This window comes from Acetobacter cerevisiae, from assembly GCF_001580535.1.
Lineage (GTDB): Bacteria > Pseudomonadota > Alphaproteobacteria > Acetobacterales > Acetobacteraceae > Acetobacter > Acetobacter cerevisiae.
The window spans coordinates 263,789-278,409 of sequence record NZ_LHZA01000157.1 but is presented as its reverse complement, the minus strand read 5'-3'; the positions used below and the strand labels follow the sequence as shown (position 1 = coordinate 278,409).

At 57.2% G+C, this 14,621-nt stretch carries 16 protein-coding genes and 1 pseudogene; 11 read left to right on the top strand and 6 right to left on the bottom strand.

Going from position 1 to position 14,621, the window contains the following annotated elements:
* The 3 genes and pseudogenes from AD928_RS15265 to AD928_RS14165 form a co-directional block, all read right to left on the bottom strand.
* Positions 1 to 111 (bottom strand): annotated as a pseudogene (locus AD928_RS15265) (phosphatidylglycerophosphatase A family protein); the annotation flags it as partial.
* A gap of 2 nt (positions 112 to 113) precedes the next feature.
* Positions 114 to 2,084 (bottom strand): lytic transglycosylase domain-containing protein, encoded by a 1,971-nt coding sequence (locus tag AD928_RS14170; protein WP_062251147.1) that lies wholly within the window; start codon positions 2,082 to 2,084, stop codon positions 114 to 116.
* 70 nt (positions 2,085 to 2,154) lie between these two features.
* Complete coding sequence (locus tag AD928_RS14165) at positions 2,155 to 2,772, bottom strand: YjbE family putative metal transport protein (protein WP_082779915.1); 618 nt, start codon at positions 2,770 to 2,772, stop codon at positions 2,155 to 2,157.
* Between the two features lie 158 nt (positions 2,773 to 2,930).
* Between AD928_RS14165 and purB the strand changes: the two genes are divergently transcribed.
* The 9 genes from purB to AD928_RS14120 all read left to right on the top strand — a co-directional run bounded on the left by purB (position 2,931) and on the right by AD928_RS14120 (position 9,734).
* The gene (gene purB / locus AD928_RS14160) at positions 2,931 to 4,280 is read left to right on the top strand and encodes an adenylosuccinate lyase (protein WP_062140297.1); all 1,350 of its coding nucleotides are present in this window, start codon (positions 2,931 to 2,933) and stop codon (positions 4,278 to 4,280) included.
* Between the two features lie 133 nt (positions 4,281 to 4,413).
* A complete protein-coding gene (gene purC, locus AD928_RS14155) occupies positions 4,414 to 5,181 on the top strand; it encodes a phosphoribosylaminoimidazolesuccinocarboxamide synthase (RefSeq protein WP_061503322.1) in 768 nt (255 codons plus the stop codon).
* Between the two features lie 28 nt (positions 5,182 to 5,209).
* Positions 5,210 to 5,452 (top strand): phosphoribosylformylglycinamidine synthase subunit PurS, encoded by a 243-nt coding sequence (gene purS, locus AD928_RS14150; protein ID WP_043552652.1) that lies wholly within the window; start codon positions 5,210 to 5,212, stop codon positions 5,450 to 5,452.
* Positions 5,449 to 5,820 carry a Rap1a/Tai family immunity protein gene (locus tag AD928_RS14145; RefSeq protein ID WP_062251146.1) on the top strand — a complete coding sequence of 124 codons (372 nt, stop codon included), beginning with the start codon at positions 5,449 to 5,451 and terminating at the stop codon, positions 5,818 to 5,820. Before purS ends, AD928_RS14145 begins: the two co-directional genes overlap by 4 nt.
* The gene (gene purQ / locus AD928_RS14140; RefSeq protein WP_062251145.1) at positions 5,817 to 6,518 is read left to right on the top strand and encodes a phosphoribosylformylglycinamidine synthase subunit PurQ; all 702 of its coding nucleotides are present in this window, start codon (positions 5,817 to 5,819) and stop codon (positions 6,516 to 6,518) included. The genes AD928_RS14145 and purQ overlap by 4 nt, the downstream gene beginning before the upstream one ends.
* On the top strand, positions 6,515 to 8,713 hold the full coding sequence (gene purL / locus AD928_RS14135) for a phosphoribosylformylglycinamidine synthase subunit PurL (RefSeq protein ID WP_062251144.1): 2,199 nt from the start codon (positions 6,515 to 6,517) through the stop codon (positions 8,711 to 8,713). Before purQ ends, purL begins: the two co-directional genes overlap by 4 nt.
* Positions 8,714 to 8,737: 24 nt before the next feature.
* Positions 8,738 to 8,968, top strand: coding sequence for a BolA/IbaG family iron-sulfur metabolism protein (locus AD928_RS14130; RefSeq protein ID WP_043552646.1), 231 nt, complete (start codon positions 8,738 to 8,740; stop codon positions 8,966 to 8,968).
* 40 nt (positions 8,969 to 9,008) lie between these two features.
* Positions 9,009 to 9,347, top strand: a complete 339-nt coding sequence (gene grxD, locus AD928_RS14125) for a Grx4 family monothiol glutaredoxin (RefSeq protein ID WP_062140289.1) — start codon at positions 9,009 to 9,011, stop codon at positions 9,345 to 9,347.
* A gap of 138 nt (positions 9,348 to 9,485) precedes the next feature.
* Positions 9,486 to 9,734: a hypothetical protein gene (locus AD928_RS14120; protein ID WP_231866176.1), complete on the top strand. Its 249-nt coding sequence runs from the start codon at positions 9,486 to 9,488 to the stop codon at positions 9,732 to 9,734.
* Between the two features lie 60 nt (positions 9,735 to 9,794).
* Here AD928_RS14120 and AD928_RS14115 read toward each other — a convergent pair whose 3' ends face one another.
* Positions 9,795 to 10,211 carry a YraN family protein gene (locus tag AD928_RS14115; protein WP_209436701.1) on the bottom strand — a complete coding sequence of 139 codons (417 nt, stop codon included), beginning with the start codon at positions 10,209 to 10,211 and terminating at the stop codon, positions 9,795 to 9,797.
* A gap of 44 nt (positions 10,212 to 10,255) precedes the next feature.
* Here AD928_RS14115 and cls point away from each other — a divergent pair, with 44 nt between their 5' ends.
* Positions 10,256 to 11,671: a cardiolipin synthase gene (gene cls, locus AD928_RS14110; RefSeq protein ID WP_082779914.1), complete on the top strand. Its 1,416-nt coding sequence runs from the start codon at positions 10,256 to 10,258 to the stop codon at positions 11,669 to 11,671.
* On the opposite strand, the gene AD928_RS14105 is transcribed toward cls, so the two are convergent.
* Both AD928_RS14105 and AD928_RS14100 read right to left on the bottom strand, forming a co-directional pair.
* On the bottom strand, positions 11,666 to 12,370 hold the full coding sequence (locus tag AD928_RS14105; protein ID WP_062251141.1) for an endonuclease/exonuclease/phosphatase family protein: 705 nt from the start codon (positions 12,368 to 12,370) through the stop codon (positions 11,666 to 11,668). The genes cls and AD928_RS14105 overlap by 6 nt on opposite strands.
* Positions 12,367 to 13,458, bottom strand: coding sequence for an AI-2E family transporter (locus AD928_RS14100; protein ID WP_062251140.1), 1,092 nt, complete (start codon positions 13,456 to 13,458; stop codon positions 12,367 to 12,369). The genes AD928_RS14105 and AD928_RS14100 overlap by 4 nt, the downstream gene beginning before the upstream one ends.
* A gap of 206 nt (positions 13,459 to 13,664) precedes the next feature.
* On the opposite strand from AD928_RS14100, the gene AD928_RS14095 reads away from it, so the two are divergent.
* Positions 13,665 to 14,546 carry a helix-turn-helix domain-containing protein gene (locus AD928_RS14095; protein WP_062251139.1) on the top strand — a complete coding sequence of 294 codons (882 nt, stop codon included), beginning with the start codon at positions 13,665 to 13,667 and terminating at the stop codon, positions 14,544 to 14,546.
* The last annotated feature ends 75 nt before the right edge of the window (positions 14,547 to 14,621 follow it).

Here is a 14,621-nt window from a genome sequence, read left to right as displayed (position 1 = left end):
TTTGAGGAGAGGAAGCCCCAACAGCAAAGCCGCTAAAGACCCCACAGTGCCCGGCGCGCGTGGTGCCAGACCACATCCGCCGAACGTTGCCAGAAAGCGAGACGGTGTCATGCTTATTTCCCCATAGCAGTATAAATCGTCATATTTTCCCACACGCGCTGGACGTAATTTCGGGTCTCAGAGAAGGGAATGCTCTCAATCCAGTCAATCATCTCATCCTGCGAGGCACCGCTGCGAGCCGGATCTCCGGCAGCCGTCAGCCAGCGTGAAAGGCGACCGGGACCACCGTTATAAGCGGCGGCCATGTAAGGCACGACGTTACCGAATTTATCCTGCAAATAAGACAGATAGGCTGCGCCCAGCGCCATATTATTTTCCGGATCATGCAAGCCTAATGCCGTCGCGTCAGAGGCCGGAACACCCGCTCTGCGCACCATATCCCCCGCTGTAGATGGCTTGAGCTGCATCAGGCCAATGGCATTGGATGAACTGATTGCATCAGGATTGAAGTTGCTTTCCTGACGAGACAGACCCAGCACCAGCCCGGACGGAAGCCCTGTGGCCGGGGGCGTATAGGGAGCAGGCCACCCAGAGTGGAGCAGGAACAGTCCATCCCGACCAACCTGACGCGACACCGAAACCGCCACATCAGGCAAATTCAGCCGCATAGCGAGATCACACAAGGCCAGCCGGTCGGACAGAGACACCAGTTGCTGACTGAGCAACATCAGGAAGTCCCGCGCATGCGGCTTATCACCCCAAGACACAAGCAATTGGGCCGCCTGAACCAGATCGCTCCCGGCAAGACGGCTGGCTGATGCCGCAGGGTCTCGTTCCGCCGTCAGAGCTTTGACTATGGAAGGCGGGATATGGTCGGGGGCCAGCAGCGTGGTTTCATTCCCAGCCAGTTTGGCTGCTGCCATCTGACCGTAAAACGTTCCGGGATAGCTCGCAGCTTTCTGCCAGTCGGCCTGCGCAGATGCGTTATCCTGTGCCGCCAGACGGGCCCGCCCAAGCCAGTAAAACCCGCGACTTTTGGTGATAAGCGCAGAAGAGTCAGCCAGTGGCTTAAAAAAAACATCCGCCTGCGTCGGATTGTGCAGTTTTTGCAGCGCAATCCATCCACTCAGAAACTCTGCATCCAGACGGGTCGCTCCGGTGACGGTGGTATCATTCGCCAGAAATAGAGCGTCCTCATTCTGTCCGGCCTGCACCAGTTCACGCGCCAGCGCATCGCGCTCCCGCCAGAAGGCTGGATGACGCGCCCTGGCTTCAGCCTGCACCCCCGCAGACTTCCAGAGTGCCGCGGCATCCGTGTCGCGCTTCTGGGTCCGCAGCCAGCGGAGATGGTCCAGAATAAGGTAAGGATCTGTAGCCTCAGAGACGGGCAGGGCGGATGCTAATGCTTCGGCACTGGCGTCATTAGCCCGAAAGGCCCGCCGGGCCTGAGCCTGCTTCTGCCGGATAGCACTAAGGTAAGGCACCGTCTGGCGTGCTGCGGCCACCAGTCCCGCTTTTTCTTCCCGGTTAAACCGCAGCCAGGAGGCTTCCTGCGTCAGCGCCTGAGGGAAGGTACCAGACAAGGCCGATGCCGCTGTGGAAGCATCATTGCCATTCATCCAGGCTTGCTTTGCCTCTGCGGCAAGATGACTTGAAAGCCCGGAATTCGACGCGCCGACCTGAATCGCACACTGCGCGAGTGCTGGGCCGTAAGTCAGTGTTTGCGCACAAAGTCGCCCCAGAACCGCAGGGTCGGTCTCCTTAGCCAGAGCCTGCTGCATACGGGACTGCAGAAGCTGCCAGCGCGGCCAGACGGGGCGGGTTTTCAGAAAGTCCGCATACTCTTGTGCACTGGCATGCGATGAGCCGACCAGACTGAGCCAGACGGTCAGACGATCAGAGACTGAGCCAGAAACGCCAGCCTGTGAGGGAGACGTAGCCACGGGCTGGGGGAGTGCCTCAGCGGGCGCAGACGAGGCTGTGGGCGTTGCCGTTTCCGGCGGAGCCGAACACGCACTTAAAAGTAGAACAGCCAGCGGCAGAACTGCCTGCCGACGCCATGCGGAAGAATGTAAAACTGACATTCCCGGAAGATCAGCGATCCCGCATGCGCTGGCAAGTCATGATCGGCGCGGGAGAGGGGAGGTCAGCCCATCAATGAGAGAAGGGCAAATGTATCCAGACCTCACCACCACCTTTAACAATCAGCTCAATTGCAACACCCAGAACGATCAACAACCCAACCCAAGAAATCCATTTGTACTTGTCCAGAAGGCGGGCGATAACGGACGCGGCAACCCCCATCAGCAAGACAGACAGAACCAGACCTGCCACCATCACAGCCGGATGCTCTGCCGCTGCACCAGCAACGGCCAGCACATTGTCCAGACTCATGGAAAGGTCAGCGAGAAGAATGCGCAGCACGGCCTTGCCGAAGCTGCCGGGCGGAGAGGCACCGTCCGCATCGTCATGCGGACCGGCCCGCATCTCCGAGTACATCTTCCAGCACACCCAGAGCAGCAACAGGCCGCCCGCCAGCGTCAGACCGATGATTTGGAGAAGCTGCACGGCGACCAGCGCCATCAGAATACGGATGAGGGCTGCCAGTGCGATCCCGACAAAAATGGCCTTCCGCCGCTCGCTCACTGGCAGAGAGCGCACAACCAGCCCGATCACAACAGCGTTATCTCCCGCCAGCGTGACGTCAATCATCACGACCTGAAGGAAGGCAAAAAGCGCTTTCAGGCTGAAAGCATCAAGAAAACCGTGCACGAAAACTCCGATTCGAGAGGCTGGGGGCGCCAAAACAAGCCTCTGAACATCCTGAAAGAAGCCGGAGTGTCAAAGTTTTTTGTTTCACGGGCAGACGCGGGGGCCGGAATCGGGTAGAGAGGCCCGCATCATTCCGTTCTCAGGAGGAACACCGCGTTATGGTGCCGCGCTATACTCGCCCTGTCATGGCCGCTATCTGGTCGCCTGAAAATCGCTACCGCATCTGGTTTGAGATTGAAGCACTGGCCTGCGAAGCCATGGCCGAATATGGCGCTGTGCCAAAGGAAGCCGCAAAAGTTGTGCGTGAGAAGGGCGATGCCGCAATGGCCGCTTTCTCCGATGCCGATCTGGCCCGCATTGACGAAATCGAGGCTGAAACACGCCACGATGTGATTGCCTTCCTGACCTGGCTTGCTGAGAAAGTTGGCCCGGAAAGCCGTTTTGTGCATCTGGGCATGACGTCATCCGATATTCTGGATACGTGCCTTGCCGTGCAGCTGACGCAGGCGACCGACCTGCTGCTGAAAGATCTGGACGACGTTCTGGATGCGCTGCGCACCCGTGCGTTTGAACACAAGCACACCCTGACCATTGGCCGCAGCCACGGCATCCATGCCGAACCGACCTCTTTTGGTTTGAAGCTGGCCGGGCACTATGCCGAGTTCGTCCGCAACAAGGCGCGCCTTGAAGCTGCTCGTGCGGAAATTGCCACCTGTGCCATTTCCGGTGCCGTGGGCACTTTCGCTCATCTGGACCCGCGCGTTGAAACCTACGTTGCCGAACGTCTGGGCCTGAAGCCGGAACCGGTTTCCACGCAGGTCATCCCGCGTGACCGCCATGCAGCCTACTTCTGTGCGCTGGGGGTGATTGCCAGCGGCATTGAACGTCTGGCTATTGAAGTGCGCCATCTGCAGCGTTCTGAAGTGCGGGAAGCGGAAGAATTTTTCCACAAGGGCCAGAAGGGCTCCTCCGCCATGCCGCACAAGCGGAACCCGGTGCTGACGGAAAACCTGACGGGTCTGGCGCGCCTTGTGCGGTCTGCCGTTATCCCGGCTCTGGAGAACGTGGCCCTGTGGCATGAGCGCGACATCAGCCATTCTTCCGTTGAACGGAATATCTGCCCGGATGCCACCATTGGTCTGGACTTCGCGCTGGCACGCCTCGCCGGCATGATGAGCAAGCTGCTGGTCTATCCGGACCGCATGGCTGCCAACATCGAAAGCCTTGGCGGCGTTGTGCATTCCGGTGAGGTTCTGCTGGCTCTGGCCCGCGCCGGTCTCTCGCGTGAAGATGCCTATCGGATTGTCCAGCGCAACGCGATGGAAACCTGGACCAAACTCGGCACGCCGGAAGGCCGGACGTTCCGTGAAAATCTGGCAGCCGATCCGGAAATTTCCGGGCGTATCCCGGCAGAAACGCTGGATGCCGCCATGGACAGCCGCCAGCATCTGAAGGCGCTGGATGGCCTGTATCAGAAAGTATTTGGGGAACCCGGCCCGGCTCTGTGAGCAGGGGCGTCCCTATATCTTCCATGCCCGAAGCCTGCTATGACGCGTCTGAAGAAGGGAAGGCTGGTTTCAGTCTTCCCCCGGACCGGTTGCAGGGATCGGTTTTAAACGTTCAAGACAGGTAAGGATGACCATGGCCCGTCGCCGCCAGCTTTACGAAGGTAAAGCCAAAATCCTTTTTGAAGGTCCGGAACCCGGCACCCTTGTGCAGTATTTCAAGGATGATGCCACGGCTGGCAACGGTGCCAAAAGCGGCATCATTACCGGTAAGGGCGTACTGAATAACCGCATCAGCGAGCATCTGATGCTGCGTTTGCAGGAAATCGGCATTCCCACGCACTTCATCCGCCGCATCAACATGCGAGAGCAGCTGGTGAAGGAAGTCGAGATTATTCCGCTTGAAGTTGTGATCCGCAATATTGCTGCGGGGAGCATTGCCAAGCGCTTTGGGATTGAGGAAGGCACTCGCCTGCCACGGACCATTGTAGAATTTTACTACAAGAACGATGAGCTGAATGATCCGCTTGTCTCTGAAGACCACATCATCGCCTTCGGCTGGGCGTGCCCGCACGACCTTGAAGACATGACCTCCATGGCCATGCGGGTGAATGATTTCCTGTGCGGCCTGTTCAGCGGCATTGGCATTCAGCTTGTAGACTTCAAACTTGAATTTGGCCGCTCCTGGGAAGGGGACGACATGCGGATTGTGCTGGCGGATGAAATTTCACCCGACAACTGCCGCCTGTGGGACAACCAGACCAACGAGAAGCTTGATAAGGACCGTTTCCGCCGTGACTTGGGCAATGTCCGGGAAGCGTATCAGGAAGTTGCCCGCAGACTGGGCATCCTGCCCGAAGCAGGCAATGGCGGAGACATGAAGGGTCCGGAGACCATGCAGTGACCATGCCGACAGCAACGGGGGCTTTATCATGAAAGTACGTGTAACCGTCATGCTTAAGGAGGGTGTGCTTGACCCGCAGGGGAAAGCCATCGGCCACGCATTGCACACATTGGGTTTCCCGGGCGTGAATGACGTCCGGGTCGGCAAGATTATTGATCTGGATGTTGAGGGCACGGACCGTGCCGCTGTCCAGAAACAGGCCGAAGACATGGCGCGGGATCTTCTCGCCAATCTGGTGATCGAAGACTTCACGGTTGAGGTGCTGGGATGAAACGCCTCGCCCTGATCGCCCTTGGGGGAGCTCTGCTTGCGCCGACGCTGGCCCATGCTCAGCGCATTTCCCCCATGCAGGCTGGCAACTTTGCCCGCATCTGCACCCGTGCAGCAGGTGCCACCGTGTGTGATGCCTACATCACCGGCGTTGCAGATGCTGTTGCTCTCTCCAAGATCAATGATCGCAACGAAGGAGACGCTTCCGCTCCGGCAGGCTTCTGCGTCCCGACGTCAGAAAATGGTGCTGCCATGCGCGTTAAAGTGCTGGCATGGCTGAAAGCGCATTCTGAAGCGATGTCCAAGCCTGTGGGCGAAAGCGTCTTCAAGGCTCTGCATGACTCTTACCCGTGTAGCAGCGCAAAATGAAAGCAGCGATTGTTGTCTTTCCGGGCACTAACCGTGAGCGCGATATGGCTATCGCACTACGGCGTGTAACCGGACATGAGCCCCGCATGGTCTGGCATCGTGATACCGACCTGACCGGGATTGATCTTGTGGTTCTGCCGGGCGGCTTCAGCTACGGGGATTACCTGCGTTGTGGCGCCATGGCGGCCCATTCTCCCATCATGACAGAAATCCGCAGCTTTGCGCAAAAGGGTGGTCATATTCTGGGGGTCTGCAATGGCTTTCAGATTCTGACGGAATCCGGCCTGCTGCCGGGTGCCCTGCTGCGGAACGCTAACCTGCGCTTCCTGTCTCAGGACTGCCATCTGCGTGTGGAACGGACGGATACGCCTTTCACCCATAAATGGCAGAAAGGGGATGTGTTCCGCACGCCTCTGGCGCATGGGGACGGCAACTACACGGCAGACCAGAGCACGCTGGACCGGCTGGAAGGCGAGGGGCTTGTTGCCTTCCGCTATGCCGCGCCGAATGGCCACGTGCAGGCTGACGATGTTGCCAGCAACCCCAACGGCAGCGTGAACAGCATTGCGGGCATTCTGAGCGAAAACACTCGTATTTGCGGCATGATGCCTCACCCGGAAGATCTTGTTGACCCGCTGATGGGCGGCGTAGACGGTCTGCCGCTGTTTGAAGGTCTTGTGGAGGCTCTTGTCCGGTGAAAAAGACCGTTGATGCATCTCTGGCCCAGGAATTCGGGCTGACGGCTGAAGAATACGCGCGCGTTGTCACCATCATGGGCCGCACACCCAGCCTGACTGAGCTGGGTGTGTTCTCGGTCATGTGGTCCGAGCACTGTTCTTACAAATCCTCTCGCAAATGGCTGCGCACGCTCCCCACCAAAGCCCCGTGGGTTATCCATGGTCCGGGTGAGAATGCTGGCGTGGTGGATATCGGGCAGGGGTATGCTGCCATCTTCAAGATGGAAAGCCATAACCATCCGTCCTTTATCGAGCCGTATCAGGGCGCTGCCACGGGTGTTGGTGGTATTCTGCGTGACGTGTTCACCATGGGGGCCCGCCCGATTGCCAACCTGAATGCCCTGCGCTTCGGCAATCCCGAAACACCCCGTACCCGCCAGATTATTGATGGCGTCGTGCGTGGCATTGGCGGCTACGGCAACTGTGTGGGCGTGCCGACCGTAGGCGGGGAGATTAACTTCCACCCGGCTTATGATGGCAACCCGCTTGTCAATGCCATGACGGTTGGCCTTGCGCGTAAAGACCGGATTTTCCTCTCTGCTGCCGCAGGGGTGGGTAACCCGGTTGTGTATGTCGGCTCCCGCACCGGACGTGATGGCATCCATGGCGCCACCATGTCCTCTGCCGAGTTCGACGAAAACGCGATGGCGAAGCGTCCGACCGTGCAGGTTGGCGACCCGTTCATTGAAAAGCTGCTGATTGAAGCCTGTCTGGAACTGATGGCGACGGATGCCATTGTCGCCATTCAGGACATGGGTGCCGCTGGCCTGACCTCATCCGCCGTGGAAATGGCTGGCAAAGGTGGCGTTGGGATTGAGCTGGATCTGGACGAAGTGCCCCAGCGTGAGCCGAACATGACGGCTTATGAGATGATGCTGTCCGAGAGCCAGGAGCGCATGCTCATGGTCCTCAAGCCCGATCGCACGGAAGTCGCCCGCAAGATCTTCGAGAAATGGGAACTGGACTTCGCCATTATCGGGCATCTGACGGAAACCGGCCATATTGTGGTTAAACACAAAGGGCAGGTGGAAGCGGATATTCCGCTGGACCCGCTGGCGGATCAGGCTCCGATCTATGATCGCCCGGCCACCACGCCGGTTGTGCCAGAACCTCTCGGCGCTGTGCATGCCCCGCTTTCTCTGGATGCCGCACTGCTCAAGATGGTGGGGTCGCCGGACCTCGCATCCCGCGCATGGGTATGGAACCAGTATGACAGCACGGTTGGTGGCCAGACGGTCCGCCGTCCGGGCGCTGCTGATGCCGCGATTGTCAAAATTGAAGATACGTCACTGGCACTGGCTATCACGACAGACTGCACACCGCGCTATTGCCATGCTGACCCCAAAACCGGGGGCGCACAGGCTGTGGCCGAAGCATGGCGTAACCTGACCGCGACCGGTGCCCGCCCGCTGGCTGTAACGGACAACCTCAATTTCGGTAACCCGGAAAAACCGGAAATCATGGGACAGTTTGTCGCAGCGATTGAAGGGATGGGCGATGCCTGTCGCGCTCTCGACTTCCCGGTCGTGAGTGGCAACGTCTCTCTGTATAATGAGACGCGTCAGCCGGACGGCTCTCCTCTGGCCATTCTGCCCACCCCCGCCATTGGCGCACTGGGGGTGCTGGATGACGTGGAGAAAGCCGTTGGCCTGGAGATGCAGGATGGTAAGGCCGTTGTTCTGGTGGGTGAAACCCGCGGAGAACTGGGCCAGTCCATCTGGCTGCGTGAAGTGCTGGGCCGTGAAGACGGGCCGCCGCCGCCGGTTGATCTGGCTGCGGAAAAACGGAACGGCGACTTCGTCCGTCAGGAAATCCTCAGTGGCGCGGTTTCCGCCTGTCATGACCTTTCCGATGGCGGCCTGATGGTTGCGGTTGCGGAAATGGTGATGGCCAGCGGCGTGGGCTGTGAACTGGAAAGCCCGGACAGCGGCATCCGTCCGGAAGCCTTCTGGTTTGGTGAAGATCAGGCCCGCTATCTGGTCTGCGTCGATAATGCCGGAGAATTCTGCGCCCGTGCAGAGCAGGCCGGTGTTCCGGCTCGTCTGATTGGCCTGTCTGGCGGAAATGATTTGATTTTGCCGAGTGGCGTCACAATATCTGCTGCACGACTTGTTGCCGCGCATGAGGCCTTCTTTCCGGCCTTGATGACCCGCTGAGTAACTGAAAGGGATCTGTAAGCCATGGCGATGTCCGCCACTGAACTTGAGACGTATCTTCGTCAGGCTTTCCCCGATGCGCAGATCAGGATTGATGATCTGGCCGGGGACGGTGACCATTATTCCTGCTCTATCGTGAGCGAGGCCTTCAAAGGCCTCAACCGCGTGAAGCAGCATCAGCTTGTCTATCAGGCCTTGCAGGGCCATATGGGCGGCAAGCTGCACGCGCTCGCGTTGCAGACGTCTGCGCCCTGAACGGCGTATTTTTCCGCTTTTTTAGCAAGGATCCAGGTTAATGTCGGAAACTGTCAAACAGCAGATCCAGAACGTAATTGATACCAACCCTGTCACGCTGTTCATGAAGGGTGATGCCGACTTCCCGCAGTGCGGCTTCTCCGCACGTGTAGTGCAGATTCTTGAGCATCTGGGCGTACCGTTCAAATCCGTGAATGTTCTGGCTGACGCCGGTATTCGTCAGGGCATCAAGGATTTCTCAAACTGGCCGACCATTCCGCAGCTTTACATCAAAGGGGAATTCATCGGCGGGTGTGATATCGTGACGGAAATGTACCAGTCCGGTGAACTCCAGACCCTGCTGAAAGAAAAAAATATCCCTCTTAAGGCAGCTTCCTGATTTTTTAAGTTGTCAGGCAATCAGAGGGCTGTGTAGTCTGGAAACAGACAAACAGAGGTGGGATATTTTTTGATGATGCGTCTTCCGTTTTTGCGCTGCGCCTTCGCTTTTGTTGGTTTGAGCGCAGGTGTTTTCTCCGTGAACTCTTCAGCGCACGCGGAACGTGTCATTTCCGATCTGGAAGCCAGCAAGCTGACGTTCGCGTCTTTGACTGCTGCGCCCCCGCCGGTTGTTCATGTGCGCCGTGTGAGCCACGTTGTTCGGGCCAGCCACACGCAGGTTGCCTCTCAGCGTGGCGCAACGTCTCGCAACATGGTGCATCTGGTGTCCTATCACCCCACCAAGCGTGCAGTTGCTCACGCAGCAACGCGCCGCCATCGCACCTGAACGTTTGCGCCTCTAAACGTCTTCTAAAAAGCGCGGCTTGCCTCTGGCACCGCGCTTTTTCTACATCTGGCGGATAACGTCTTTCACCCAGTGCAGCGCGTTCTGCTCATCAACCGCTATCAGGTCAAACCGCAATTCTTCGTAAGCCCAGTGCGGGTGGGCTGCTAGCAAACATTCCGCAGCCCGATAAAGCCGCCTTTGCTGAGAGACACCCAGACATTCCGTCGCACCACGGAGTGTTTTGCGCTTTTTTACTTCTACAAAGCAAATCAAGCTGCCCTTGCGCATAACAATATCAATTTCACCACGGCGCGTGCGGGCTCTTTTTAAGAGAATAAGCCAGCCTTCTTTCATGCAAGCAGAGCATACGGCCTCTTCCGCGCTCAGGCCATCCTGATAGGCTCTTGAGCCTCGCGCCTGCCGGAGTAACCTTTGTCGATTCTGTTCTGGTTCAATGATATCAGGCCTGACTGCCACCGTTTGATTCCTTTCAGGATGCATTTTGCCCCATGACGTTTGATATTCTGCCGCATCTTTCTCTGGTGACAGTCACGATCATTCGTTTTGTGCTGGTGACAAGCGTTGCGTTGCATATCCTTCTGACAAAAAGAAATACCTCATCCGCCATCGGCTGGATTGGCATTTGTGTTCTTATGCCTGCTTTGGGCACAGTTCTCTACGTCATGTTTGGGATCAACCGTGTGCGCCGCCTGGCTAAAAAGCTGGTGAGTGGGCGATCCTCCCATCGGTTTGAAGAGTCCCATAGCTCATCCTGGAACAGAGAACTGGACGGGCAGTTTGCGCCTCTGGCCATGATGGTCGGTAAACTGACCAGTCGCCCCTTGGTCGGCGGAAACAAAATCGTCCCTCTGCATGACGGAGACGGTGGTTACCCCTTCATGTTGAAAGCCATTGAAGAGGCCGAGCAAAGCATTCTGCTGTGCTCCTATATCTTTCGGAATGATCAGATTGGCGGTCTGTTTATCGAAAAGCTGATTGCAGCCCAGAAGCGCGGTGTGCAGGTGCGCGTTCTTGTGGACGGCATTGGGAGCGGATATTTTCTGTCTCCCGTTTATCGCCGGTTGAGGCGGGCAGGGGTGCCGTGCGGGCGCTTCATGCATTCCATGCTGCCCTGGCGCATGCCCTTCATCAATCTGCGCAATCACCGGAAAATTCTGGTGGTGGATGGCAAGACAGGCTTCATGGGCGGCCTGAATATTGCCGATGAAAATCTGGTTTCCAGAAAACCGCCTCATCCGGTGTCCGATACCCACTTCATGCTGGAAGGACCCGTCGTCAAACAACTGGCCGAAGCTATCGCGTGGGACTGGTATTTTGTGACGCAGGAGACGCTGGAAGGCGATATCTATTTCAAGGAACACACCAGCACCGGGGAGTCCGTCGCCCGAATTGTGACCGCTGGCCCGGATACTGACCTTGAAAAAATTGAATACACGATGCTGCAGGCCATCACTCTGGCCCGGCGGCAGGTCAGACTGATGACGCCCTATTTCCTGCCGGGGTCACGCGTCATGTCGGAACTCGCACTTGCGGCCTTGCGTGGCGTGCAGGTGGATGTGGTCATTCCGCGTTGCAGTAATCATCCACCTCTGGACTGGGCCTGCTCCGCCAATATCGCGCCCCTGCTGAATGCCGGTGTTCGCGTGTGGCTGGTCAATCCACCTTTCAACCATTCCAAGCTGATGGTGGTAGACCGGGCGTGGTCTTTTGTCGGAAGTTCCAACCTCGATATTCGCAGCCTGCGCCTGAATTTCGAGATCAATATGGAAACCTATGATGTCCTGATGGCGGAAATGCTGGATGATTTCATCTGCCATCACAGAAACCGGCGTCTGACCCACCATGATCTGGATAAACGGAACAAGCTGATCCAGATCCGTGATGCCGCAGCGCGCCTGTTCATGCCTTATCTATGACGCAACAGAGGCCAGCACTTTGATATCGGGCCGCAACTGAACAGCGATAGGCCGATGGTCTGAGGCAAACACCGGGAGAACTCTGGCACTCAGGCAGCTCATGCCTTCTACCAGACAGCGGTCAATACGGATGGGAACCAGATCCACCATGCGATGCGTCGGTGCTTTTGGCCCCACGTCTCTGAAGCCCGGCACCAGCGTCGGACCAACAAGGTTGAAGTCCCCCAAAATGGCACACGGTGCTGGCAGAAGTGCGGCAATACGCCGCAGTTGCCGCCGGTTCAGTAACTGTCCATGGGACAGGTGCACATTGGCCAGAGAGAACGGGCCGTAATCAATAATTTGCGCATGACGTTTGACGACCGCGCCTGACGGAATAGTGCAGGCACGCGGCGTGCGGGCAAACGGTGTCCGGCTCCAGCAGGCCGGGCCATGAATACGACCAGGCAGGGGCGCGCGCGCATAGTAGCCGCCCAGAATATCTGACAGCACGTCAATTTCAGCCGTCGCTTCCTGCATCAGAAGAATATCCGGCTTTTCCGCTTCAATCAGGGCGACAACATCATGCACCGTCGCACCCGTTCTTCTCAGCAGGTTCCAGCTGATAATTTTGGTGCTGTCATGCTCTGTGGAGACAGGGGGGCGAAGCTGTTTCTTGCGACGGTGCGCATCCATGAGACGGAGAAAATGACGCCTCATGAGGGCTGTCTCCTTTGATCATCAGAAGAAGAATGAGAGGGCGCTTCCTGAGCGGCAAATTCCACAGTCAATGTGAAGCCCACAGCCAGCAGGATCGGCCCCAGAAAAATCCCCAGCCCCCCAAAAGCCATTACGCCCCCAATAACCCCCAAGACGGTCAGGAGATATGGCAGCTTGCTCCCCCGCGCAATAAACAGCGGGCGGATGACATGGTCGGCCCCGGAAATCAGTAAAAGCCCATAGAGAAGGAGCAGGACACCTTTGGCCACGTGGTGGTCGACCAGAAGCCAGAGGGACGCGGGCACCCAGACAAGCGGGGCCCCAATCGGCAGAACGGCCAGAAAAGCGGCCAGCACACCAAACATGACAGGTTCGGAAAGCCCGGTCAGCCAGAAGCCAATGCCGGTCAAAATACCCTGAATGATCGCTGTTCCCAGAATGCCATACACAGTGCCGCGCACGGTCCCGCCAATAATATGCAGGTGCCGACCAGCATGTGGGCCGGCAATACGGGTTATTACCGCTTTCAACGTGTCGCCCAGAGAAGAGCCGCTGAGCCAGAAAAAGAAGGCGATGAACAAGGCCATCACCAGATGCAGCGCGCCATTGGCCACCTGCATGAAAAGCACCAGCAGGGACTGGATGATATCCCCCGCATAAGGCCTCAGGCTGGCCCCCAGATGGTCAACATCATGGCTCCAGTGTTGCCACTGGCCGGCAAGATCCTGCCCGACCATGGGAATATTTATCAGCCAGCCGGGAGGAGGGGGAAGATGATGGGAAAAACTGAAAAGGGCATTCAACTGCGACGCCCAGCGCGGGCTGGCAGCGATTGTCGTGGACGCCAGAAAAGCGAGCGGGATGACAAATCCCACAGCGCAGAGAAACGTCATGATCAGACTCGCAGCCAGAGCGCTCATACGGCGTCTGAGGTGCTGGAACACGGGCCATGTTGCGTATGTCAGAACGCCAGCCCACAAAATAGCTGAGGAAAAAGGGGCAAGAACAATGACGCATCCATAGGCGATGCCGCCAAGCAGCAGAGCCAGCATGATCCGTTCGGTTGTCAGAGTCAGCCCATCCATCATGGGCGTAGTAAACCACGGATCCGGGACTTTGTCTGGTCTCTTAAAGCCTTTTCAGCATCGCAACGGGAACATACCGGCACCCGGTATCTGAAATTGTCTTAAGGCAGCATTGACGGGATTTTACAATCTGTTAACTAACGTATTATTAACAATACTATTCGATAAAACATTTTGTTCATAACGTGTTGATTCATAAGGTGGAAACTATGACTGCTGTCACAATGCATCTTGGTGAAATTGGTCAGCAGCTCAGAGCTTTTCGCCTTGAATCCGGCATGCGGGCTGATGAAATTGCGGCCCGTCTGGGTGTCTCCCGCGCAGCGCTATACCGGTATGAAAAAGGCGAAGTCATTAAGCTGGATACCGTCCAGAGGCTTGCTGAACTTCTCAATATCTCGCCTCTGACCCTGCTGGGGGTCGGCATTGAATATTACAGTTGCCCGGATAGTTTTTTCCAAAAAATCACACAGATTGAAGGTGATATTGAACAGATCCTGCAGGTCTCGGATCCGGTCTGCTATCAGGTCACATCACCCGCCTACGATGCTGTCCTGCTGGAAGCGCATGCCAGTCAGCAGGGAAAAGAGGGGGGCGCTCTGATGGATGCGCCAGCCATCCTGGCGCAGTCAAAGCGACGCGCACTGTATAGCCAGCGCAAACCGTCCATCATTTCCATGTTGCCTGAAAATCAGATTATCGACTTTCTGGTACATGGCGTGGGGGCTGGCTTTCCCATGTCCCCAACATTGCGGCATAAAGCGCGGCAGGTTGCGGTGCAGGAAATCCGCAACATTATCACCTTGATTGACTCTGTCCCTATGGGACTTCAGTTCAGTGTCATTCCCAAAAACATCACCACAACGTCGTGCATTTTCATGCGCCGCAGTGAGCTGATGGCCGTGGCCATCAACCCGTTCCGGACTGACTGCTCTGCAGAAAGCACCGCCGGAATTGCCATGATCACCTCTTCTCCGGAAGCCGTAGCGACACATCAGCATATGCTGGAGACACTCTGGCAGACATCCCTTAAGGGACGAGAGGCCATTGATCGCCTCAAAACACTGGTGGAACATCACGGAGCTGTCTGAAAAGGCAGCTTTTTAAAACTCTGACCAATACCCTTCTGGGCAGACTTGCTTTACCTTCACCGATACTTCGTCGCT